Source organism: Rhodopseudomonas parapalustris (genome assembly GCF_053772255.1).
In genome coordinates this window covers 1-20,085 of record NZ_JAMKBZ010000005.1, presented here as the reverse complement: position 1 = coordinate 20,085, position 20,085 = coordinate 1, and the positions used below count along the sequence as shown (strand labels likewise).

22 protein-coding genes are annotated in these 20,085 nt (G+C 65.4%); 8 read left to right on the top strand and 14 right to left on the bottom strand.

The window, feature by feature from the left end; translation table 11 throughout:
• Window positions 1-2: 2 nt before the first annotated feature.
• The 3 genes from M9H71_RS06325 to M9H71_RS06315 form a co-directional block, all read right to left on the bottom strand.
• Window positions 3-527 carry a carboxymuconolactone decarboxylase family protein gene (locus M9H71_RS06325; RefSeq protein WP_455404222.1) on the bottom strand — a complete coding sequence of 175 codons (525 nt, stop codon included), beginning with the start codon at window positions 525-527 and terminating at the stop codon, window positions 3-5.
• A 44-nt stretch (window positions 528-571) separates the two neighbouring features.
• The gene (locus M9H71_RS06320; protein WP_455404221.1) at window positions 572-1,333 is read right to left on the bottom strand and encodes a sulfite exporter TauE/SafE family protein; all 762 of its coding nucleotides are present in this window, start codon (window positions 1,331-1,333) and stop codon (window positions 572-574) included.
• A 132-nt stretch (window positions 1,334-1,465) separates the two neighbouring features.
• Window positions 1,466-2,119 (bottom strand): 2-hydroxychromene-2-carboxylate isomerase, encoded by a 654-nt coding sequence (locus tag M9H71_RS06315; RefSeq protein WP_455404404.1) that lies wholly within the window; start codon window positions 2,117-2,119, stop codon window positions 1,466-1,468.
• Window positions 2,120-2,373: 254 nt separating this feature from the next.
• On the opposite strand from M9H71_RS06315, the gene M9H71_RS06310 reads away from it, so the two are divergent.
• A complete protein-coding gene (locus M9H71_RS06310) occupies window positions 2,374-4,320 on the top strand; it encodes an alkyl/aryl-sulfatase (RefSeq protein WP_455404220.1) in 1,947 nt (648 codons plus the stop codon).
• 36 nt (window positions 4,321-4,356) lie between these two features.
• Here M9H71_RS06310 and M9H71_RS06305 read toward each other — a convergent pair whose 3' ends face one another.
• On the bottom strand, window positions 4,357-5,544 hold the full coding sequence (locus tag M9H71_RS06305) for a cytochrome P450 (protein WP_455404219.1): 1,188 nt from the start codon (window positions 5,542-5,544) through the stop codon (window positions 4,357-4,359).
• Window positions 5,545-5,696: 152 nt separating this feature from the next.
• Between M9H71_RS06305 and M9H71_RS06300 the strand changes: the two genes are divergently transcribed.
• The gene (locus M9H71_RS06300) at window positions 5,697-6,587 is read left to right on the top strand and encodes a helix-turn-helix domain-containing protein (protein ID WP_455404218.1); all 891 of its coding nucleotides are present in this window, start codon (window positions 5,697-5,699) and stop codon (window positions 6,585-6,587) included.
• 309 nt (window positions 6,588-6,896) lie between these two features.
• On the opposite strand, the gene M9H71_RS06295 is transcribed toward M9H71_RS06300, so the two are convergent.
• The 4 genes from M9H71_RS06295 to M9H71_RS06280 all read right to left on the bottom strand — a co-directional run bounded on the left by M9H71_RS06295 (window position 6,897) and on the right by M9H71_RS06280 (window position 9,218).
• Window positions 6,897-7,754 carry a class III extradiol dioxygenase family protein gene (locus tag M9H71_RS06295; RefSeq protein ID WP_455404217.1) on the bottom strand — a complete coding sequence of 286 codons (858 nt, stop codon included), beginning with the start codon at window positions 7,752-7,754 and terminating at the stop codon, window positions 6,897-6,899.
• A 15-nt stretch (window positions 7,755-7,769) separates the two neighbouring features.
• Window positions 7,770-8,144, bottom strand: coding sequence for a protocatechuate 4,5-dioxygenase subunit alpha (locus M9H71_RS06290; RefSeq protein WP_230758995.1), 375 nt, complete (start codon window positions 8,142-8,144; stop codon window positions 7,770-7,772).
• A gap of 138 nt (window positions 8,145-8,282) precedes the next feature.
• A complete protein-coding gene (locus M9H71_RS06285) occupies window positions 8,283-8,933 on the bottom strand; it encodes an NUDIX hydrolase (protein WP_455404403.1) in 651 nt (216 codons plus the stop codon).
• Window positions 8,934-9,011: 78 nt separating this feature from the next.
• The gene (locus M9H71_RS06280) at window positions 9,012-9,218 is read right to left on the bottom strand and encodes a hypothetical protein (protein WP_110787922.1); all 207 of its coding nucleotides are present in this window, start codon (window positions 9,216-9,218) and stop codon (window positions 9,012-9,014) included.
• 241 nt (window positions 9,219-9,459) lie between these two features.
• On the opposite strand from M9H71_RS06280, the gene M9H71_RS06275 reads away from it, so the two are divergent.
• Window positions 9,460-11,094 (top strand): class I adenylate-forming enzyme family protein, encoded by a 1,635-nt coding sequence (locus tag M9H71_RS06275; RefSeq protein ID WP_455404216.1) that lies wholly within the window; start codon window positions 9,460-9,462, stop codon window positions 11,092-11,094.
• A 253-nt stretch (window positions 11,095-11,347) separates the two neighbouring features.
• Here M9H71_RS06275 and modD read toward each other — a convergent pair whose 3' ends face one another.
• On the bottom strand, window positions 11,348-12,190 hold the full coding sequence (gene modD / locus M9H71_RS06270) for a ModD protein (RefSeq protein WP_455404215.1): 843 nt from the start codon (window positions 12,188-12,190) through the stop codon (window positions 11,348-11,350).
• 243 nt (window positions 12,191-12,433) lie between these two features.
• Between modD and M9H71_RS06265 the strand changes: the two genes are divergently transcribed.
• Both M9H71_RS06265 and M9H71_RS06260 read left to right on the top strand, forming a co-directional pair.
• Window positions 12,434-13,027, top strand: coding sequence for a DUF2478 domain-containing protein (locus tag M9H71_RS06265; protein ID WP_455404214.1), 594 nt, complete (start codon window positions 12,434-12,436; stop codon window positions 13,025-13,027).
• A 13-nt stretch (window positions 13,028-13,040) separates the two neighbouring features.
• On the top strand, window positions 13,041-13,436 hold the full coding sequence (locus M9H71_RS06260; protein ID WP_455404213.1) for an ArsC/Spx/MgsR family protein: 396 nt from the start codon (window positions 13,041-13,043) through the stop codon (window positions 13,434-13,436).
• A 7-nt stretch (window positions 13,437-13,443) separates the two neighbouring features.
• Here M9H71_RS06260 and M9H71_RS06255 read toward each other — a convergent pair whose 3' ends face one another.
• Window positions 13,444-14,058, bottom strand: coding sequence for an SAM-dependent methyltransferase (locus M9H71_RS06255; RefSeq protein WP_455404212.1), 615 nt, complete (start codon window positions 14,056-14,058; stop codon window positions 13,444-13,446).
• 194 nt (window positions 14,059-14,252) lie between these two features.
• Here M9H71_RS06255 and M9H71_RS06250 point away from each other — a divergent pair, with 194 nt between their 5' ends.
• Window positions 14,253-15,380, top strand: coding sequence for an NAD(P)/FAD-dependent oxidoreductase (locus M9H71_RS06250; RefSeq protein ID WP_455404211.1), 1,128 nt, complete (start codon window positions 14,253-14,255; stop codon window positions 15,378-15,380).
• A gap of 52 nt (window positions 15,381-15,432) precedes the next feature.
• Complete coding sequence (locus M9H71_RS06245; protein ID WP_455404210.1) at window positions 15,433-15,807, top strand: rhodanese-like domain-containing protein; 375 nt, start codon at window positions 15,433-15,435, stop codon at window positions 15,805-15,807.
• 13 nt (window positions 15,808-15,820) lie between these two features.
• On the opposite strand, the gene M9H71_RS06240 is transcribed toward M9H71_RS06245, so the two are convergent.
• Complete coding sequence (locus tag M9H71_RS06240; RefSeq protein ID WP_455404209.1) at window positions 15,821-16,246, bottom strand: ArsR/SmtB family transcription factor; 426 nt, start codon at window positions 16,244-16,246, stop codon at window positions 15,821-15,823.
• 243 nt (window positions 16,247-16,489) lie between these two features.
• Between M9H71_RS06240 and M9H71_RS06235 the strand changes: the two genes are divergently transcribed.
• Window positions 16,490-17,365 carry an alpha/beta fold hydrolase gene (locus M9H71_RS06235; protein WP_455404208.1) on the top strand — a complete coding sequence of 292 codons (876 nt, stop codon included), beginning with the start codon at window positions 16,490-16,492 and terminating at the stop codon, window positions 17,363-17,365.
• A gap of 117 nt (window positions 17,366-17,482) precedes the next feature.
• Here the strand turns inward: M9H71_RS06235 and M9H71_RS06230 are convergent, their stop codons facing one another.
• From M9H71_RS06230 to M9H71_RS06220, 3 genes are read right to left on the bottom strand one after another with little or no spacing between them, the layout of a single operon-like run.
• Entirely contained in the window at window positions 17,483-18,184 is a 702-nt protein-coding gene (locus tag M9H71_RS06230; protein WP_455404207.1) for an ABC transporter ATP-binding protein, read from the bottom strand.
• On the bottom strand, window positions 18,177-18,911 hold the full coding sequence (locus tag M9H71_RS06225) for an ABC transporter ATP-binding protein (protein WP_455404206.1): 735 nt from the start codon (window positions 18,909-18,911) through the stop codon (window positions 18,177-18,179). Before M9H71_RS06225 ends, M9H71_RS06230 begins: the two co-directional genes overlap by 8 nt.
• Window positions 18,898-19,941: a branched-chain amino acid ABC transporter permease gene (locus M9H71_RS06220; RefSeq protein WP_455404205.1), complete on the bottom strand. Its 1,044-nt coding sequence runs from the start codon at window positions 19,939-19,941 to the stop codon at window positions 18,898-18,900. The genes M9H71_RS06225 and M9H71_RS06220 overlap by 14 nt, the downstream gene beginning before the upstream one ends.
• Window positions 19,942-20,085 lie beyond the last annotated feature (144 nt).

The window sequence follows — 20,085 nt, the reverse complement described above, 5'->3', positions numbered from 1 at the left end:
CCTCACACCACGTCGTCGACCGGCTGCAAGTCGACCCCGAAGGTTTCGAGAAACTTCGAGGTCATGATGTAAAAGCCGATCGCGAGTTGCAGTTCGACCAGCGCCGCTGGCGTCAGCCGCGCGGCGATGTCGTCGAACACCGCATCGGTGGGCCGATCCAGCTTCACCACCTCGTCGGTGAACGCCAGAGCGGCGCGCTGGGTGGCGTCGAAGCAGTCGGCGCTGCGCCAATCGTCCAGTGCGGCGTTCTGCTCGGCGGTGACGCCGACACCGGCCCCGATCTTCTTGTGTGCGGCGACCTCGTAAGGCGCGTTGCACAGGATCCCGGTGCGGGTGATCGCGAGTTCGCGCAGCACCGGGTCGAGCTCGCCCTTGAAGCGAATCGCGCCGCCGAGCCGGCAGTACTGCTCGAAATGGCTCGGCGCATGCGCCAGCATCCGGAAGATGTTGGCATTGCGGTTCTTGGCCAGAACCTCGCGGGTGCGCGGGCTGGCGGTCGCCTCGTTGCAATAGTCGATCCGCGCCATCGGTCTCTCTCCCTTGTTGTTATTTGTGTTGTGTCGTGTCGTGATCAGCCTCCGCGGATCAGGTCCGACAGCCCCTGATACACCAGCGCCACCGACACCACGAACAGCAGCACGTAGGCGATCTGGTAGAACAGCCCGGTCGGGGTCCGCCGCACCAGCCAGATGCCGGCCATGTTCGCCGCAGCGGCGAGCGGCAACAGCGCCAGCGAGGTGCCGAGATTGGCCGGCGTGAACTGGCCGAGCAGGAAGTACGGACCAATCTTCAGCACATTGACGATCGCGAAGAAGATCGTGGTGGTGCCGACCAGCACCAGCTTCGGCAGAAGCTGCGGCAGCATGTAGACCTGATAAGGCGGCCCGCCGCCTTGCGTCATGAACGAAGTGAAGCCGGACACCGCGCCCCAGAAGACCCCGGCGGCGTCCGACAGCTTCACCGCCGAGGCGTGCGGCCGCAGCCAGACGTTGAGCACGAACACCAGCCCGACGCCGCCGACGATCAGCCGCACCGCATCGTCGGAAACGATCGATGCCGTCCACCACGCGATCGCCATCCCGATCAGCGCGCCCGGCAGCATGATCTTGAGACTGCGCGCATCCCAATGGTGCCGATACACATAGAGCGAGATCAGATCCTGGGTGATCAGCACCGGAAGCAGCAGCCCGGCCGCCTCCAACGGCGGCAGATACAGCGCAAGCAGCGGCGTCGCGGCGATGCCGACGCCGGAGAAGCCGCCCTTGGCGAGACCGAGCAGAAACACCGCAGGGATTGCGACGGCGTAGAACCAGGGATCCAGGATGATCGACAACGCGCGGGCCCCAACTGACGGAGGATTGCCGCGCGACCGGCGGCGCTTTGGCTGTACAGAGGAAAATGTGCCCCGGCAAACCCGCACCGGCGCCTATCGCCCTCGCGAACGCTCGCGCCCCGGACTGACGGATCAGTCCCGCTCCTTCAGCCCGTGCTGCTGCAGCCGCCACAGCAACAGATCGAGTCGATCCTGACCGAAGAACGGCTCGCCCTTGAACACGAAGGTCGGCACGCCCCAGTGGCCGGAGGCGGCGTGGTCGCGTTCGTTGGTGCGGATGGTCTCGTCGTATCGGTCGGGATCGGCCGCAATCTCCGCCTCGAGCTGCGCCAGATCGAGCCCGGCGCGGGTGGCAGCTCGAGCGAGATGATCGCCCTCGTGCCAATTGTCCACCTCGCCGCCGTACAACACCGAGCTGACCTCGCGGATGAACGGCAGGCCGCGGCCGGCGAGTTGGGCCGCAGCGCCGAGCCGCGTCAGGCGCCTGATGTAAGGCTGCTCGGCAGCGACTTCGAGCGTCTGCATGTTCTGCACGATCGGATCGGGCCGCGGGAAGCGAAACGGAATCCCCTCCTTCTGCGCCACACGAAAACTGTCGAGCACGACGTAGCGCGCGAACCGCGGATCGGTGCGCTTGAAGAATGTCGGATCGCGCACCGCCAGCGGATACACCGGTCGCGCCGTGATGACGAAATCGTATCGCTCGACCAGCTTCACCGCCTTGGGCAATGACAGATAGCTGTAGGGGCTGCGAAACGACCAGAACAGATCGACGCCGAGGCTCATTGGCCGGCCGCCAAACAGACCGAGCCTGCCGACGCCCTGAATGGCGAAGCGTGCCGCGTCAATTTCCGCCACACGGACTTCATCGGAACGTCGATTAGTTTCATGAATATCTCCCTCGCCTGTCGCGCCGGTTCGGTGGCGTCATGTTGTTTCATGAACTAATCGTAAGGTGCGGACCTGCGATTGCAATCCGTTTCTGTATCGGTTGAGATGCCGCCGTCGCGGACAGACGACGAAGACCGGGGAGACGGACGATGAGCGAGACCGCTGGAGTCGCGAACGATCTGCTTGTACCAAAGGACGCCTCCGCACCGGTGATCGCCCGCCATCAGGCGATCCTCAACGAACTGCCGTTCTCCGACACCAGCGACTTCGACGACGCCGCACGCGGCTTCCTCGGCAGCATCGATCACGCCGCGATCCAATCGGCCCAAGGCCGCACGGTTTGGAGTCTCGAACCCTATCGGTTTCTGTTCGACGAAACCGCGCCACCGAGCGTCGATCCGAGCCTGTGGCGGCAGTCCCGGCTCAACATGCAGCACGGGCTGTTCGAGGTCGTGCCCGGCGTGTACCAGGTCCGCGGCTTCGACATCGCCAACATGACGCTGATCGAGAGCGACAGCGGCGTGATCGTGGTCGACACCCTGACCTCGATCGAGGGCGCCCGCGCTGCGATGCAGCTCTATGCCAGCCACCGCGGCGACAGGCCGGTGGTGGCGGTGATCTTCACCCACACCCATGCTGACCATTGGGGCGGCGCCCGCGGCGTGCTCGACGACGACGCACTCGCGAGCGGAAGGGTGCCGATCATCGCTCCCGACCTGTTCATGGAGCACGCCGTCTCCGAGAACATCATTGCCGGGCCGGCGATGCTGCGGCGCGCGCAGTATCAGTTCGGCCCGCTGCTCGCCAAGGGGCCGCGCGGCCATGTCGATTGCGGCCTCGGCAAGACGATGGCCGCCGGCAGCACGGCGCTGCTGCGGCCGACCGACCTGATCAAGGCGACCGGCGACACCCGCCGCATCGACGGCGTCGATTTTGAATTCCAGATGGCGCCGAACTCCGAGGCGCCGGCGGAGATGCACTTCTACATTCCGCGCTACAAGCTGCTCAACCTCGCCGAAAATTGCACCCACAATTTCCACAATCTGCTGCCGTTCCGCGGCGCCGACGTGCGCGATGCTCTGGCGTGGTCGGGCTATCTCGGGGAGGCGCTGCAGCTGTGGGGCGGCAAGGCCGAGGTGATTTGCGGGCAGCACCATTGGCCGGTATGGGGCACCGAACGGATCGACCTGATGATCCGCCAGCAGCGCGACATCTACAAATTCGCCCACGACCAGACGCTGCGGTTGATGAACCACGGCCTCAATGCCGCCGAGATCGCCGAAACCATCCGTCTGCCGAAGAGCCTCGATGGCGCCTGGCACGCACGCGGCTATTACGGCCACATCCGCCACAACGTGAAGGCGATCTATCAGAAGTATCTCGGCTGGTACGACGCCAACCCGGCGAATCTCGATCCGCTGCCGCCAGTCGACGCCGGCAAGAAGTACGTCGAGTACATGGGTGGCGCGGACGCGCTGCTGGCGAAGGCCCGCGCCGATTTCGACCGCGGCGAATTCCGCTTCATCGCGCAGGCGCTCAGCCATCTGGTCTTCGCCGATCCGGACAACCAGGAAGGCCGGCATCTGCTCGCCGACACGTTCGAGCAGCTCGGCTACCAGTCCGAGAGTGCCACCTGGCGCAACGCCTATCTGTTCGGCGCCCAGGAACTGCGCCACGGCATGCCGAAGATGCCGGCCCGGCCGGGGATGCCGCGCGAGACGCTGTCGGCGCTCAAGACCTCGCAGATCTGGGATGTGCTCGGCGTCCGGCTCAACGGACCGAAGGCCGAGGGCAAGACCATCGTGCTGAACTGGCAGTTCACCGACACCGGCGAAGACTGGGTGCTGACGCTGGAGAACAGCGCGTTGACCTATGTGGCTGGCGTCCAATCGGCCACGGCCGACGCCGGCTTCGCGTTGCCGCGCAGCCTGCTCGACGAGGTGATCGCCAAGCAGACTTCCTTCCCGGAGGCGGTGATGGCCGGCAAGATCAAGGTCAGCGGCAATCCGATGAAGCTCGCCGAACTGATGGGGCTGATGGACGAATTCCCGCGGATGTTCGAAATCGTCGAACCGAAAAGAGCGGCCGTGACCTGAGTCCAAGGCCGCTCCGATCGGACCTTCCCGGGGCGGCTACGCCGCCGACCGCGCCGACGCCTGCTCGACCGCGAACTCCAGCCGCAGTGGACTGCGGAAGGTCGACGACGGCATCCAGTTCAGCCGCTGTTCGGTGCGCGCGTAGTCCGGCACCACCTTGTGGAATTCGTCGAACGCGATCCTGATCGCCATCCGGGCGATCGCCGAACCGAGGCAGCCGTGCACGCCGCCGCCGAAACCGAGATGGCCCTTGGGCTTGCGCGTGATGTCGTAGACGTCCGGATTCGGGAATTGCCGTTCGTCGCGATTGGCCGAGCCATAGGCGAGGCAGACGAAGTCGCCGGCCTTCATGGTGACGCCGTGCAGCGTCAGGTCGCTCTGCAGGCAGCGTTTGAAACGCTGCGCCGACGTGTTGTAGCGCAGCGATTCTTCGACCGCATCCGGCAGCAGCGCCGGATCGGCCACCACGGCGCGGCGCGCGTCGGCGAAATCGGCCAGATTCAGCGCCAGCATACTCATGAACCCGCCGAGCGATTCGATGCCGGCCATGATCAGCGTGGTGGTGGTGAGCAGCACCTCGCGTTCGTCGAGCTTATCGCCGTCGATCTCCGCCATGCTGAAATGCGAGATCAGATCGTTCTTCGGTTCGGCCCGGCGCTGCGCGATCACGCTCGACGCATAGTCCTGCATCCAGGCGTAAGCGGCGAGATGCTCCGGCCCCTTGGCGCGGGTGACCGGGTCGCTCTGCACCATCAGCACCGCCTTGTCGCGCACGGTCTGCTCGTCGCCCATCGGCAGGCCGAGCGCCGCGAACAGCACCCGCACGGTGAACTTGGACGAAAAGTCGCCGATGAAGTCGAATTGATCTCGGCCGCGCAGCGCTTCGGCGGCATCGCGGGCGATTTCACGCATCGGTTCGGCGAGCGCTTCGAGATTGCGCTTCATGAAGGCGTGCTGCACCAGCCCGCGCAGCCGGTCGTGGCGCGGTGGGTCGGTGGTGCCGAGCGTGGCGCCGGCGCGGTTCGGCAGCTCGGTCATCAGGTTGCCCTTGGCCGAGGAGAACACCGGCCAGTTGCTGCCGGCGCCGGCGACGTCGAGATAGCGCGACAAAATCCACATCTGCGCCGGCTCGCTCCAGTACACCGGATGTTCGTCACGCAGCGTCTTGTAGAGCGGGAACGGGTCGGCATCGACGACGGGCGAATAGGGATCGAAGCTGAACATGAGCTGATTTCCTCTCTTGTTGCGGCCGCCCGGTTCGTTGTTGGTCTGTTAGTTGCGGCAATCGTCGGAGTGTAGTTGCCACCACCTCTCCCCGTGAGACGCCGCGCTGACAAAAACTTGCACTTTTCCGACGTTCGGTCTTAGCTGGGTCGATGGCCCGTTCACGCCGCAAAGCAGCAATTCCGATCTTCGCGCTGTACGGCGAGACACCCGCCGCGCCGGTCGACATGCTGCATGTCGAAGCGATTCAATCGCGCAGCCGATTGTATCAGTGGGAGATCGACGTCCACGCCCACCGCAGCCTGCACCAGATCCTCTGGATCGGCTCCGGAACGGCGACGGTCGAGCTCGATGAGCAGCGCGTGCAATGCGAGGGGCCGGTCGCGGTGATCGTGCCGCCCGGCGTCGTCCATGGCTTCAAGTTCTCGCCTCACACCGAAGGGCAGGTTTTCACCTTCAACCCGCACGCGATGATCGAAGGCGACGTGCCGGCGACCGGCCAGGCGCTGCGCGATCTGTTCGCCGCGGCCCGCATTCTGGAATTCGAGCCTGACGGCGCCGCCACGATGCGGATCGACAGATTGTTCGCCGAGCTTTCCGACGAATTCGCCTCGCCGGATGCCGGCAATTCCCCGGTGCCGCTATGGCTCGGCCGCGCCATCGTCTGGCGGCTGGCGCAGCAGAGCGAGCGGCAGGCGCGCTATGCCGCGCGCAGCGGTGATCAATTCACCCGCTTCCTGCTGCTGGTGGAGGCGCATCATTGCGAACACTGGCCGATCGCGCGCTATGCCGGCGAACTCGGCATGACGCCTGAACGCCTGAACCGTCTGGCGAAAGCCGAGACCGGCCAGAGCGCGCTCGACGTGGTGCATGCGCGTCTGACCCGCGAGGCTTGCCGCCGGCTGACGTATATCGCGGCGCCGATCTCCAAGCTCTCGTTCGAACTCGGCTTCGAGGACCCGGCGTATTTCTGCCGTTTCTTCAAACGGCGGACCGGACATAATCCGCGAGATTATCGGCGGATGGTGAGTGAGGAGGCGTGAACGACGAGGCGGTGAGCTACAGGCTTGAGTAGTGAGCCTCCGACGCTTCCTCTCACACTCCGTCATGGCCGGGCTTGACGATTTTTGTGTAGCGGCGCCGCGGCCCAACATCACTTCGCACTGTAGTCGCCACCTGCACCAACCTCATCCTGAGGAGCCCCGGCGAAGCCGGGGCGTCTCGAAGGATGGGCTCCGAGCACACGCGTAGCAGCGCATCGGCCGCGTGGTTCGAGACGCCCCGGCTTCGCCCTACGGGCTTCGCCGCGGCTCCTCACCATGAGGGACTAAGGCCTCGGACGCACAAAGGCCCTACGCCGCCTTCGCCAGCCGCGGCCGGTTCTCGATCAGCATGATGCCCGACGCAGTGTTGGAGATCGGCAAATGATAGTTGCGGTGCAGTTCGTGGACGTCGCCGGTGAGCGCGCCGCGCATCGCGACCCAGTTCATCACCTCGACGCCTTGGCTGCCGGCGAGTTCGACCAGTTCGTGCGGGTCGATGCCGAGCAGGCTCTCGATGTCGCCCGTCATCGCATCCATGCAGCGTTTGTCGAATGCGGTGTTGATGAAGCCGGCGCGCTGGCCTTCGAGTTGATGCGACAGGCCGCCGGTGCCGATCACCACCACTTTCAGATCTTCCGGATAGCTCTCGATGGCGCGGCCGATCGCCTGGCCGAGTTTGAAGCAGCGCCGCAGCGACGGCAGCGGATGCTGCACGGTGTTGACCACCACTGGAACGGTCGGAATGTCGTGGGCGCGGCCGCGCAGGAACAGCTCCATCGGCAGGCTGTAGGCGTGATCGACCAGCATCTCCTGGCAGGTGACGGGGTCGAATTCGGATTCCACCAGCGTCTCGATGATGTGCCACGACAGCTTGGTGTCGCCCTTGAACGGCGCCATCACCGGGATGCCCCAGCCTTCGTCGTCGTTGCGATACTCCGGCGCGGCGCCGACCGCGAAAGTCGGCATCTTGTCGAGGAAGAAGTTGAGGCCGTGATCGTTGTAGATCACCACCGCCGCGTCGGGCTTGGCCGCCTCCAGCCAGCGGCACGGCGCCTCGAAGCCGTCGAAGAACGGCGCCCAGTACGGATCCTTCTGCAGGCCCTTGGCCATCGCCCCGCCAATCGCCGGGACGTGAGATGCGGCGAGGCCGCCGATGATCGTCGCCATGTCAGGTCTCCCCGCTCAATTGTCCCGCGCCGCCAGCAACTTCGCCTTGAACTGCTCGACCGTCATGCCGGTCTGCAGCGCGCCGATGTCCTGCATGTTGAGGCCGAGGATGCCGGCGAATTTGGCGAGGTAGTAAGCGTTGCCGCCCTCGTCGAGCAGCTTGAGCAGATCGCGCTCGAGGATCGCTTCGGTCTGCGCAGCGGTGAGCCCGTAGCGTGCGCAGTATGCAGCCTCGTCCTCGACGAACGCGGCACGTGCGCCGGCGTCGTTGAACGAGAAGCACATCTTGTTGAGAGCGTAGCCCTTCTGCGCCGCTTCGGGTCCGAAGATCGGCGTCCCGAAAATCTCGCGCTTGGCGCGTCCGGCGCCAGCTGCCAATGCCTCACTCATGGCATCCCCTGATGACGTTTCCTGCATGTGGCCCTGCGGCCAAATTTCGCGAACGATAGGCGGCGGCAGAGGGGGCTGATTGACTTGGATCAAATGTCAGGAGAATCCCGACAGCGGGACACGCTCCAACTTGGGCGATCAGGAGCGGCGCTCGCCCCGCATCCACCGACGCAGTCGTTGCAGCAGCGACAGTTGCGGCTGCGGCTCGAGCGCCTCGTAAGGCTGCTCCAGCGCCAAAGACGGCGCCTCGGCAAGATCGGCGACCATCTCATCGCCGGTCGGCAGCGGACTGGTCGGACAACGCGGCGGAGGCGGCGCGGCGGGAGTTTCGGACGAGAAATGGCCGGCCGCTTCCAGCACCAGGGCACCGACTTCACTCAGGAACGCTTGCTCGTAGCTGCGCGACAGCCGCAGGATCGCCTCGTCGAGCGGCAGCCAGTCGACCGCACGGATGTCCTTCATCAGCGGCAGAGTCTGCTCCGGCTCGGCTTCCATCCGCCAGAAGTGCACCGCCTTAAAGCGACCGCCGGAATCGTAGGCCAACGTGCCGATGAATTCGTGCACCGCAACGACGTGGCCAGTCTCTTCCAGCACCTCACGCTCGGCGGCCGCGCGCGGCGTCTCGCCGTGGTCGAGTTTGCCCTTGGGCAACACCCAATCGTTGCGCTTACGCATCCGCACGACCGCAAACAGCGGGTCTTTGCCGCGCCGCAACACGATTCCGCCTGCTGCCAGCACCGGAGTTCGCAATCTACCGCCCTTCGTCGTCGGGAATTCAACCTCCTCAATATAGGATCAAGCGGCCGCCAAGCGAGCTGCGACGGAACATGACACCTCAGCATTCTCGCGCCTGATGCCGAAAGCTGCTCAAGGCGCCGGCGGCGGCGTCACCACCGGATAGCTGCGGTCCGGCGTCAGTACGCAGCGATACACCCGCTTGCTGCGGGTCTGCCACGCCTCGACGATCCTGCCGCAATTGGCGCAGTGCAGATTGCCGGGCTCACCGTCGAGCGTTTCAGATTCAGCGCAGCGGTACATCGCACCGCATTCACATTCCACGTCGGACAATCTCATCGTTTGTTCCCTGATCATCGGTCAGCGGCGGTTCCACCGTCGTAACGGAGCATCTTAGACCGCAATGGCGACGTGGGCATGTCAGTGCGTCACCGCCTCTGATCAATTCCGTCTGACGGAGCAGCCAAGTACCTACTGGCGGTCCCCCGCATCACCGCGATAACATCGAATCGGTGCTGCCATGGCCGCCGGACGATCGCGGAGGCAACCGCGGCGTCCAATGATCAACGAGGAAACTCCCATGACGTTCTGGCCCGAGTCCGGCATCGGCGGCGCGCTGCGCCGCGAAAATCACTACGACGGCCGGTCGATGCTTTGCTTTTCCGAGCGCCCCTCCAATCTGGCGGCGATGCTCGACGATCTGGTTGCGCGATTCGGCGACCGTCCGGCGATCGTCGACGACCGCACGCTCAGCTATCAGGAGCTGGGCATGCTGGCGCGCACGATCGCAGCCTCGCTCACCGGACTCGGTGTCGGCAAAGGTGATCGCGTCGCGCTGTTCCTCGGCAATTGCTGGGAGTTTCTGGCTGTCACGCTGGCCTGCAACCGGCTCGGCGTGCTGGTGGTGCCGATCGGCATCCGGCAGCGCCGCGCCGAACTGGACTTCCTGCTGAACAACAGCGGCGCCAAGGTGGTCGTGTTCGAGGCCGAGTTGGCCGACGAGATCCCGACAGCCGCCGACGTCCCGCAGCTCGCGCACCGCTTCGTCGCGCATGGCTCCGCCGAGGGCGCGCGGCCGTTTGCCGATCTGCTCAGTGGCGATCCGGCGAACGCGCCCCGCGTAGAGATGCACGAAGACGACACCGCGGTGATCCTCTACACCTCGGGCACGACCGGCAAGCCGAAAGGCGCGGAACTCACACATCTCAGCATCCTGCATTCATCCTACGCGTTCGCCCGCGCTCATGAACTGACCGAACAAGATCGCGGGCTGGTTGCGGTGCCGCTGTCGCATGTGACGGGCCTCGTCGGCGTGTCCTACGCGACGATCGCGGCCGGCGGCTGCGTGGTGCTGATGCGGCAGGCGTTCAAGACTGCGGACTTCCTCGCCCTCGCGGCGCGCGAGCGGATCACCTATTCGATCCTGGTGCCGGCGATCTACACGCTGGCGGTGATGCATCCGGACTTCGCCAAGCACGACCTGTCGGCATGGCGGATCGGCTGCTTCGGCGGCGCGCCGATGCCGGTGCCGACCATCGAGATGCTGGCTAAGCGATTACCGAACCTGCAGCTCCGCAACGCCTATGGCGCCACCGAGACGACTTCGCCGACCACGATCATGCCGGAGGCTTACTGGCGCGATCACATGGACAGCGTCGGCCAGGTGATTCCTTACGCGCACGTTCGCGTGCTCGACGCCGACGACAACGAGGTCGCGCCCGGCGAGCCCGGCGAACTCCTCATTGCCGGCCCGATGGTGGTGCCGCGCTATTGGCAGCGGCCCGACGCCAACGCCAAGGAATTCGTGAACGGCTATTGGCGCAGCGGCGATATCGGCTCGGTCGACCAGGACGGCTTCGTCCGGGTGTTCGATCGCAAGAAGGACATGATCAACCGCGGCGGCTTCAAGATCTTCTCGGCCGAAGTCGAGAACGTGATCTGCGGCATCGACGGCGTGCTGGAGACCGCGATCATCGGCACGCCCGACCCGGTACTCGGCGAACGCGTCAACGCCATCGTGGTGACGAGCGAAGGCGCCAGCCTGGACGAGCGCGATGTCGCTGCCTACTGCGCAGCGAGAATGTCGGACTACAAGGTCCCGGAGAGCATCATCATCCGCTCTGAGCCCCTACCCCGCAACGCCAACGGCAAGATCCAGAAAACGGTGTTGCGCGAGACAATCGCGGACCGGGCGGCGAGTTACAGCGGGACGTAGTTCACGAAGCGAAAAAGCAAGGCGTCGCGTAAATAAGGACCGTCATGAGCGGAGTTAGCACACCCTCGCCCCAGCGGCAGCGCAACCTCTCCCGCTTGCGGGAGAGGTCGACGCGCGAAGCGCGGCGGGTGAGGGCACTCCTCTCCGCGAGTGGCAAACTCACTGCCCGGGAGGCCCTCACCCCAGCCCTCTCCCGCAAGCGGGAGAGGGAGCGCGCCCCGCTTGTGGAACGGCGCGCCCCTGCAGCCAATTATTACTTTGCCCGCGTGATCCGCACCTGCACGTCGCGCGGTTTTGCCGTGTAGGGCGCCGAGGTCACCAGCACCTGCGCGCCGGCCTCTGCGTAGGCTGCGGCGTTGCCGGCGTTGACGCCGCCGGCGACCGCAATCACCGGGCGCGCCGGCCGCGGGGCGAGCTGCTGCGCCAGTGCCGCGACGTCGGCGGGGGCGAATTTCTCGAGCTGCAGCACGTCGAAGCCGGCCTCGGTCGCGGCGAGTGCGGCGTCGATCGACGCCACTTCGGTGATCAGCTTCTTCTCCGGCAGCGTGGCGCGGAGACGAGCCACCGTCGCCGCCAGCGGCTCGTCGAGGAAGCCACGATGCTCGCCGAAGACCAATACGGTCTCGGACAGGCCTAGCCGGTGCATGGTCGCGCCGCCCGCTTTCACGGCGGCGACGGCGAACCGCTTGGTGCCCGGCGTGTTCTTGCGGGTGCAGGCCACCGCGATGGTCGGCGACACTGCGCGCGCCGCTTCGACGATGTCGCGCGCGGCGGTGGCGACGCCGGACCAGATTTCGATCAACGTCTGCGCCACCTTCCAGCTCCGCAGCAGGCCCGAGGCGCTGCCACGCGCGGTCAAGATCGGCGCGCCCGGCGCGAGCTGGCTGCCGGACGAGGCGGCCAGCTCGACCTCGCCGCCGCACAGCCGGATGATCTCAGCGGCGTCTTCGGCCAGCGCCAGCACCATTGGATCACGGACCGCGAACTGCATCATGGCGGGCGCGGCGCCGATGCCCAGCGCCTCGGTGGTGAGGTCGCCGCAAGGCACGTCGTCGTCGAGCAGGCGCTCCAGTTCGGCAGTGGTCGCGGCAGGCATACGGCAGGTCCCCGATATCGTCGTTCGGCTCATTTGACGCGCGGCATTTCCGGCGCAACATCTCCGCTTCGGATCGTTATGTCCATGACTATACAACGCTGTCAGGTTTACGACCTAGGCCATCGCCGTCGATCGACGAAAAATCGACGTGTTATCAATTGCCTAGCGATCACGAGCAGAAAACCGACAGCGGCACGGCGCTTGCTCATCAGTCGAGCGCCCCATCAACCGGAGGACTGACAGATGACGCACAGCAGCGCAGAGGCTCCGCGGGTCGCGGCGATCATCTATCGCGGCGAGGACGATGTCGACACGCTGCTGGCGGAGTTTGCGTTCGCCCGGCTCGCGGCCGGTGACAGGCTCGGCGGCATCGTGCAGCGAAACATCAAAGATGCTGCCGGCAAGAAGATCGACATGCAATTGATCGACCTGATGACCGGCAAGGCGATCGGCATCTCGCAGACGCTCGGCAGCGGCGCGGGATCTTGCAAGCTCGACGCCGGCGGCCTCGCCGAGTCGGCGCAGGCGGTGACCCGAGCCGTCGCGGCCACGGTCGCGCTGGTGGTGATCAACAAATTCTCCAAACAGGAAGCAAGCGGCAAAGGGCTGCGCAACGAATTCGCCGAAGCGATCGTCGCCGGCCTGCCGCTGCTTACCGCGGTGCCGGAGAAATGCGTCGACGCCTGGCGCGACTTCATCGGCGACGAGGGCGCGATGCTGACTTGCAGCCGCGACGCGGTCGAAACCTGGTGGGCCGGCATTGCGCCGCGGCTCGCGGCCTCGGCATCCGGCAACCGGCCGGGCGGTGAGGATTGGCTATGGCAGACGATTTGCTGAGGGAACGACCCTGATGGCCCACGTCGTGTTTTATGAAAAGCCCGGATGCGTCGGCAATGCGCGGCAGAAGGCGCTGCTCGCCGCCTCCGGTCACCAACTCGAGGTTCGCAACCTGCTGGCCGAGCCGTGGACGCGCGAGACGCTGCGCCCGTTCTTCGGCGATAAGCCGCTGGTCGCTTGGTTCAACCAGTCGTCGCCCAAGGTGAAAGCCGGCACGATCGATTTCGCCGCGCTCAGCGAGGACGCGGCACTCGGACTGATGATCGACGATCCGCTGTTGATCCGGCGCCCGCTGATGCAATCGGGCGACCGACGCGAGGTCGGCTTCGATCAGGCGGTCGTCGACTCCTGGCTCGGACTGCAGAGCGGCGGCCCGCGCGCCTTCGACGGCTGCGCGATGGACGATTGAACGCCGATTACTTCGGCTTCCAGCCGATCAGATCGATCAGCGCCGACATCCCGGCGTGGCCGGCCCCCTCGTCGACCTCGCTGTCGTGCTCGCGAATAGTGAGATCGTCGAAATCGCCGAACGCCTGCTCAAGCAGCTCGCGGGTGTAAAGGTTCTCCACGCGGCTCGGGCCGCCGGTCTTGTAGACGAGCTGCTTCGGGCGGTAACCCTCGATCAGCAGCAGGCCACCGGGCTTCAGCGCATCACGGATGTTCTGAAACACCGCCGGGCGCTGCTCCGGCTCGACGAACTGGAAGAAGATGCCGGCGATGACGTCGACATCGCGCGGCCATTGCCAACTCAACAGGTCGGCGCATTGCGTTTCGATGGTCACGCCGCGCGCGGCGGCCAATCGCTGCGCCTTAGACTGTGCGTTCGGCGAGAAATCCACCGACAGCACCGACAGTCCGCATTCGGCCAGGAACACGCCGTTGCGGCCTTCGCCATCGGCGATCGCCAGCGCCCGTCCCCGCTTCGGCAGCAAGTTCCTACACGATGCCAGAAACGCATTCGGGGCGGTGCCGAACACATAATCGTCGCCGGAAAAGCGGCTCTCCCACATGTTGAAGTGTTCGGACGTCATGATCGCCGTTTCTCCTCTGAAGAAGGCTGCGCCGCAGCGCCAGCTTGCCGGCAGCACGCTTGCCGCGCAATGCCCGATCGCTTGATGTCAGATCGGGCGCGCCGCGGCGGTGACATCGTCACAGACCGCCGGCAGGCGCCGTGCGACGGATCGCTCGGAGGCGACAGAGGGCGCGCCAACGAGGATTCGCCACGATGCGCAACATCACCATCATCGGCTCAGGCTTCGCCGGCCTCACCGCCGCCCGCGAGTTACGCAAACACAACGTCGACGCCACGATCACGATGATATCGCCGCGGCGTGAATTGCACTTCCTGCCGAGTTCGATCTGGATTCCCGCCGGCATCCGCCAGGGCGAACGGCTGAAGGTGCCGCTCGATCATTTCCTGCGCAAAAACCGGATCGACTTCGTCGAAGCCTCGGCCACCGGCCTGAAAGACGGCGGCCGCACTGTCGTCACCGACCGCGGCGACCTGCACAATGATCATTTGATCGTGGCCGCAGGCGGACGCTTCATCCGCAAACTGCCGGGGATCGAGCACGCGATGATCCCCTGCGAAGGCATCAAGGTCGGTGAAGAGATCGGCCGCCGGCTCGATGCGCTGAAGGGCGGCACCATCGCGGTCGGCTTCGCCACCAATCCGAACGAACCCGGTGCGATGCGCGGTGGGCCGATGTTCGAATTCCTGTTCATCATCGATACGCTGCTGCGCCGGCAGGGAAAGCGGCCGGGCTTCGAGATCGTGTTCTTCAGCCCGGCGCCGCGGCCCGGCGCACGGCTCGGCGAGCGCGCGGTCGACGGCCTGCTGCAGGAAATGAAAAGCCGCGGCATCGCCACTCGGCTGGGCCGCAAGATTCTCCGCTTTGAAGAGCGCAAAGTCGTGCTCGAAGACGGCGAGATCGATGCCGACTTGATCCTTTTCATGCCAGGACTGACTGGCCCGGCCTGGCTGGAAGCCGCCGAACTGCCGCTATCGCCCGGCGGCATGATCAAGGCCGACGAACTGTGCCGGGTCGAAGGACTGCCCAACGTCTGGGTCGCCGGCGACGCCGGCTCGTTTCCCGGCCCGGACTGGATGCCGAAGCAGGCGCACCAGGCCGATCTGCAGGCGATCGCGGTGGCGGCCAATATCGCCGCGGTCGAAGCGGGACAGCAGCCCGGGACTCGTTTCAAGCCCGAACTGGTGTGTATCGTCGATACGCTGGACTCCGGCATGCTGGTGTTTCGCAACAAGCGCTTCAACTTCGTCGGACCGAAGATGAAGCTGTTCCACTGGCTGAAACGACTATTCGAACGACACTATCTCACCACGTTCCGATGACGTTCTGTCACCGGGAAAGAGGCCGGTTTCGCCAGAGGCAGCGGAGTGAATCATGAGCGTGAAGACGATTTCGCCAATCGAAGCGCACCGCATGGTCGCGCACGACGGCGCGGTGCTGGTCGACGTGCGCGAACGTCACGAGATCGCGCGCGAGCATATCGATGGCGCCATCGAGCTGCCGCTGACCAGCTTCAAGCACGGCGATCTGGCCGACGCACAGGACCGCAAAGCGATCTTCTTTTGCCATTCCGGCGGACGCACGCGGATGTATGCGGGCCAGATCGAAGCCAAGGCCAGCGGGGTGTGCGAGGCTTACGTGCTCGGCGGCGGCATTCTGGCGTGGCGCAAGGCCGGCTTTCCGACGGTGCAGGGCCCCAAACCGCCGGGTCTGTTCCAACGCCTGTTCGGCAGCAAACAGGAAGGGTGAGGCGCGACCTCGCTCAGGCCTCGACGCTTTGGCGCTGACGGCGCGATGCGGCCGTGGTCCTCGGGCGCGAAGCCAAGGATTTGTCCTTGTCCCGATCCTTGCGACAGAAGGTGGCGTGCAGCGCCAGGATCAGGCTGCGGACTTCCTCGCTGGCGAGCGAATAGAACACCTGCTGGCCGTCGCGGCGCGCCAATACCAACTTTTCGCTGCGTAGCCGCGCGAGCTGCTGCGAGACGGTCGGCTGCCGCTCGTCCAGCAATTCGGTGAGCTCCGAGACCGACTTCTCGCCTTCGGCGAGCTGGCACAGCATGATCAGCCGCGACACGTTCGACAGAGTCTTCAGAAACTCGGCCGCCACCACGGCGTTTTCGCGGAGCTCGCTTGTGTCGACACGCTTCAGCGCCGGAGAGGTCTTCCGGACTCCGCTCGCCGCAACCATCAAAGGGTCTCCGCTCGGTTGATGAAGGACGCGGACGACGCGCACCCAGCTCGGCGACGTCGACCCGCGATGTCGGCGTTACGATCGTCGCAAGACTCATCCATACCCTTGTTGCAATAGATTGTCAGCCTGCCCCCGTTGCGCCCGATGGGATGCACCGGCCGCAGACTTTCGGTCCGGCAGAGCCATTGAAGCGGTGATCGGCTCGGGCTATTGCAACCGCGGAAACGCTCAAAGACCACAATGCAACAACCACAAAGCTGCTTCTTCCCGTCCCACGGCCTGCGCTTGCACTACTGGGACTGGGGTAATACCGGCGCGCCGCCGCTGTTGCTGATCCACGGCGGTAAAGACCACGGCCGAAGCTGGGATCATCTCGCCCGCGCGCTGCGACCGCACTTTCATGTGATCGCGCCCGATCTGCGCGGCCATGGCGATTCCGATTGGGCGCGCGGCGGCAGCTACGCGCTGCCGGAGTACGTCTATGACCTGACGCGCCTGCCGGCGCTGGCCGATGCGCCGCCCGCGACCGTGATCGGCCATTCGATGGGCGGCATGATCGCGATGCTCTATGCCGGGACATTCCCTGACCGTGTCGAACGGCTCGTGGTGCTCCACGGCGTCACAGTCCGCCCCGACGCCACGATGGCGCCGGTGCACGAGCGGATGATCAAATGGCTCGCCCAGCTCGACAGGCTGGAGGGACGGGAGCCGCGCCGTTACCCGATGATCGACGACGCCGCCGCACAGATGCGGGCGCACAACAAGCGCCTCGGTCACGACCTGTCGCTGCACCTCGCGGGCCATGGGGCTCGCCGCAACGACGATGGCAGCTACTCGTGGAAATTCGATCCGTATCAGCGGGTGACGGCGCCGCACCGGCTGGCGCCGTCCGAATACGCCGAACTGTGGGCACGGATCGCCTGCCCGACCCTGCTGCTGTTTGCCGGCGAGAGCTTCATCGATCCGGCTCGGGCCGCAGAAGCCTCGCGCAATTTCAAGAACGCTCGTTCCGAAATCGTCAGTGAGGCCGGCCATTGGCTGCAACACGACCGCCCCGACGAGGTGCTGCGGCTGATCGGAAATTTTGTGGGCCTTCCGTTTGCCTCATCGAACTAGCCTTTAAACCCTTCCGTCATTGCGAGGAGCGCAAGCGACGAAGCAATCCAGCTGAGTGCACAATGTCTGGATTGCTTCGCTTCGCTCGCAATGACGGAGAGAGGCAGTCCGTCGCCGCTACGGCGCCAGATATTGCAGCAGCCGCGGGTCGTTGCGGACTTCGTCGGCGGTGCCGGTGAGTGCGACTCGGCCGCGGTCGAGCACGAAGGCGCGATCGGCGACGCGCAGCGCCAGGTCGAGATGCTGCTCGACGATCACCACGGCAATGTCTTTCGCCAGCACGATCAGCCGGTCGGTGATCTCCTCGATCACGCCGATCCACACCCCCTCGGTCGGCTCGTCGAGCAGCAGGACGCTCGGCTCCGACAGCAGCGCGCGGCCGATCGCCAGCATCTTGCGCTCGCCGCCGGACAGCGTTCCGGCGATCTGGTCGAGGCGCTGGCCGAGTTTGGGGAACATCTCCAGCACGCGGTCGACGGCACGGCTATCCTTGTTTGTCAGCGCCCCCACCGCGAGATTGTCGCGGATCGTCAGCCGCGCGAACACCGGATGATCCTGCGGCACGTAGCCGAAGCCGGCGCGGACGCGCTGCTCGGTGGGCAGCTTGGTGACGTCGCGCGAATCCAGCGACACGCTGCCGCGCTTGGCCGGCAACTCGCCCATGATCGCCTTCATTAGCGTGGTCTTGCCGGCGCCGTTACGGCCGAGAATGGCCACGCCGCCGCGCCACGGCGCGGACAGCGTCACGCCGAACAACACCTGACTGCGGCCGTATCCGGCATCGAGGTCGCGAATGTCGAGATAATGATCCTCAAGCACGGCGCAGATACACCTCCTGGACCTTCGGGCTCGCCTGGATCTGCTCGACTGTCCCAGTGTCGAGCACCGCACCCTGATCGAGCACGGTGAGGCGGTCGCAGATGTCGCGGATGAAATCGAGATCGTGCTCGACGATCACCAGCGAGCAGCGCGACTTGATCGGCGCCAGCAGCTCGCCGGTGACTCGGCGCTCCTCCAAACTCATCCCGCCGGTCGGCTCGTCGAGCAGCAACAGCTTCGGCTCCGGCGCCAGCGCCATCGCGATCTCCAGCCATTGCTGCTGACCATGCGACAGCGCGGAGGCGTGCTCGCCGGCGCGATCGACCAGCCGGAACTGCTCGAGCATCGCCATCACCTTGTCGTGCAACAGCCCGCGTGTGCGCGAGAACATCAGCTTGGTCAGCGCCGTCTGGCCTTGCAGCGCCAGCAGCACGTTATCGTACAGCGTCAACGCCGGCAGCACCGAGGTGATTTGAAACTTCAGGCTCATGCCGGCGCGGGCGCGCTCGGCCGGAGAAACCGACGTGATGTCCGCGCCGGCGAAGACGACGCGACCTTCGGTCGGCACCTCGGCGCCCGCGATGCACTTCATCATCGTGCTCTTGCCCGAGCCGTTCGGACCGATCAGACCGTGAAATTCGTTCGGCTGCACGGTCAGTTCGGCGCCGTTCAGCGCGGTGAGCTTGCCGAACACTTTCTTCATGCCGCGCGCTTCAAGCAGAGCCATGGTCGCTCCCCTTCGGCGGCCGGCCGAAGCTACCGATCCGCTCACTGTGGCTAACGATCAGGCTGATCAGCCCGGCGGGGCGAAACAGGATCACCAGCAGCATCAGCGCGCCGAGAATGATCGGCCAGATGTCCTGGTAGGAGTTCGACAGCCAGAACGACACGATCTCGATCACCACCGTGCCGATCACGGCGCCGATCAGCGTGCCCGAGCCGCCGAACAGCACGTACAACACGACCTGGGTCGACATCACCACGCCGAGCATGTTGGGCCAGACGAAGCCCTCATGAAACGCGTAGAGGCTGCCGGCAAGCCCGGCGATCGCGCCGCCGAGCGAAAACACGATCGCCTTCAGATGCTGCACCTTGTAGCCGAAGAAGGCGATGCGCTGTTCGTTTTCACGCAGCCCGGCCAGCGCCAGCCCGAACTGCGAGCGCACCAGAACACGGCAACCGAGATAAACCGCGAACAGGAGCGCCAGCGCCAGATAATAGAACACTGGCCCCTCGCCAAGCTCATAACTGCCGATCGTCATCTGCGGGATCGACGGGATGCCGTTTTGGCCCCCGAGATAGTACCAGCCGCGGGCCAGCCGATCGAACGCATAGGACGCCGTCAAGGTGCCGAGCGAGACGAAGATCACACTCGACGGATTGCGGCCGAGCAGCAGGAAGCCGCCGATCAGCAGCGCCAGCGCGAAGCCGATCAGCACGCCGGCCGGCACCACCAACAGCATCGACGAGATGCCGAGGTCGCGGCCGAGCAGCGCCACTCCATAACCGGCGCCGCCGAAGAACACGGCTTGACCGAAGCTCATGATGCCGGCGTAGCCCCACACTAGATCGAACGACAGCGCAAACAGGCACAGGATCAGCACCCGCGTCATGAACACGGTGAGATAATCCTGCAGCACCAGCGGCAGCAGCAGGAAGATCGCCAGCATCGCGATCTCGATGATCGGCAGCACGGCGGGGCGGCGCCTGGTGCGGCGCGGCGAGGCCTCCGAAAGTGTCGACGAAACGTCTGTCATCGACGCGCCCGACCGATCGCCAACCAGAGGGTCGCGTTCGAACGCGGCGCGGCCGCGACGTCTCCCTCTTCCCGCTTGCGGGGAGAGGGCTGGGGTGAGGGGGCGCCTCCGCGAATCGCAGACGCTCGGTGATGCGGAGACGCC

Excerpts from the sequence above, each read along its gene's own strand:
- M9H71_RS06300 (WP_455404218.1), top strand. The coding sequence starts at position 5,697 with ATGGCCCGTTCACGCCGCAAAGCAGCAATTCCGATCTTCGCGCTGTAC.
- modD (WP_455404215.1), bottom strand. The coding sequence starts at position 12,190 with ATGCCTGCCGCGACCACTGCCGAACTGGAGCGCCTGCTCGACGACGAC.
- M9H71_RS06315 (WP_455404404.1), bottom strand. The coding sequence starts at position 2,119 with ATGAGCCTCGGCGTCGATCTGTTCTGGTCGTTTCGCAGCCCCTACAGC.
- M9H71_RS06240 (WP_455404209.1), bottom strand. The coding sequence starts at position 16,246 with ATGGTTGCGGCGAGCGGAGTCCGGAAGACCTCTCCGGCGCTGAAGCGT.
- M9H71_RS06275 (WP_455404216.1), top strand. The coding sequence starts at position 9,460 with ATGACGTTCTGGCCCGAGTCCGGCATCGGCGGCGCGCTGCGCCGCGAA.
- M9H71_RS06225 (WP_455404206.1), bottom strand. The coding sequence starts at position 18,911 with ATGGCTCTGCTTGAAGCGCGCGGCATGAAGAAAGTGTTCGGCAAGCTC.
- M9H71_RS06280 (WP_110787922.1), bottom strand. The coding sequence starts at position 9,218 with ATGAGATTGTCCGACGTGGAATGTGAATGCGGTGCGATGTACCGCTGC.
- M9H71_RS06325 (WP_455404222.1), bottom strand. The coding sequence starts at position 527 with ATGGCGCGGATCGACTATTGCAACGAGGCGACCGCCAGCCCGCGCACC.
- M9H71_RS06250 (WP_455404211.1), top strand. The coding sequence starts at position 14,253 with ATGCGCAACATCACCATCATCGGCTCAGGCTTCGCCGGCCTCACCGCC.
- M9H71_RS06310 (WP_455404220.1), top strand. The coding sequence starts at position 2,374 with ATGAGCGAGACCGCTGGAGTCGCGAACGATCTGCTTGTACCAAAGGAC.
- M9H71_RS06295 (WP_455404217.1), bottom strand. The coding sequence starts at position 7,754 with ATGGCGACGATCATCGGCGGCCTCGCCGCATCTCACGTCCCGGCGATT.
- M9H71_RS06245 (WP_455404210.1), top strand. The coding sequence starts at position 15,433 with ATGAGCGTGAAGACGATTTCGCCAATCGAAGCGCACCGCATGGTCGCG.
- M9H71_RS06220 (WP_455404205.1), bottom strand. The coding sequence starts at position 19,941 with ATGACAGACGTTTCGTCGACACTTTCGGAGGCCTCGCCGCGCCGCACC.
- M9H71_RS06290 (WP_230758995.1), bottom strand. The coding sequence starts at position 8,144 with ATGAGTGAGGCATTGGCAGCTGGCGCCGGACGCGCCAAGCGCGAGATT.
- M9H71_RS06305 (WP_455404219.1), bottom strand. The coding sequence starts at position 5,544 with ATGTTCAGCTTCGATCCCTATTCGCCCGTCGTCGATGCCGACCCGTTC.
- M9H71_RS06235 (WP_455404208.1), top strand. The coding sequence starts at position 16,490 with ATGCAACAACCACAAAGCTGCTTCTTCCCGTCCCACGGCCTGCGCTTG.
- M9H71_RS06265 (WP_455404214.1), top strand. The coding sequence starts at position 12,434 with ATGACGCACAGCAGCGCAGAGGCTCCGCGGGTCGCGGCGATCATCTAT.
- M9H71_RS06255 (WP_455404212.1), bottom strand. The coding sequence starts at position 14,058 with ATGACGTCCGAACACTTCAACATGTGGGAGAGCCGCTTTTCCGGCGAC.
- M9H71_RS06260 (WP_455404213.1), top strand. The coding sequence starts at position 13,041 with ATGGCCCACGTCGTGTTTTATGAAAAGCCCGGATGCGTCGGCAATGCG.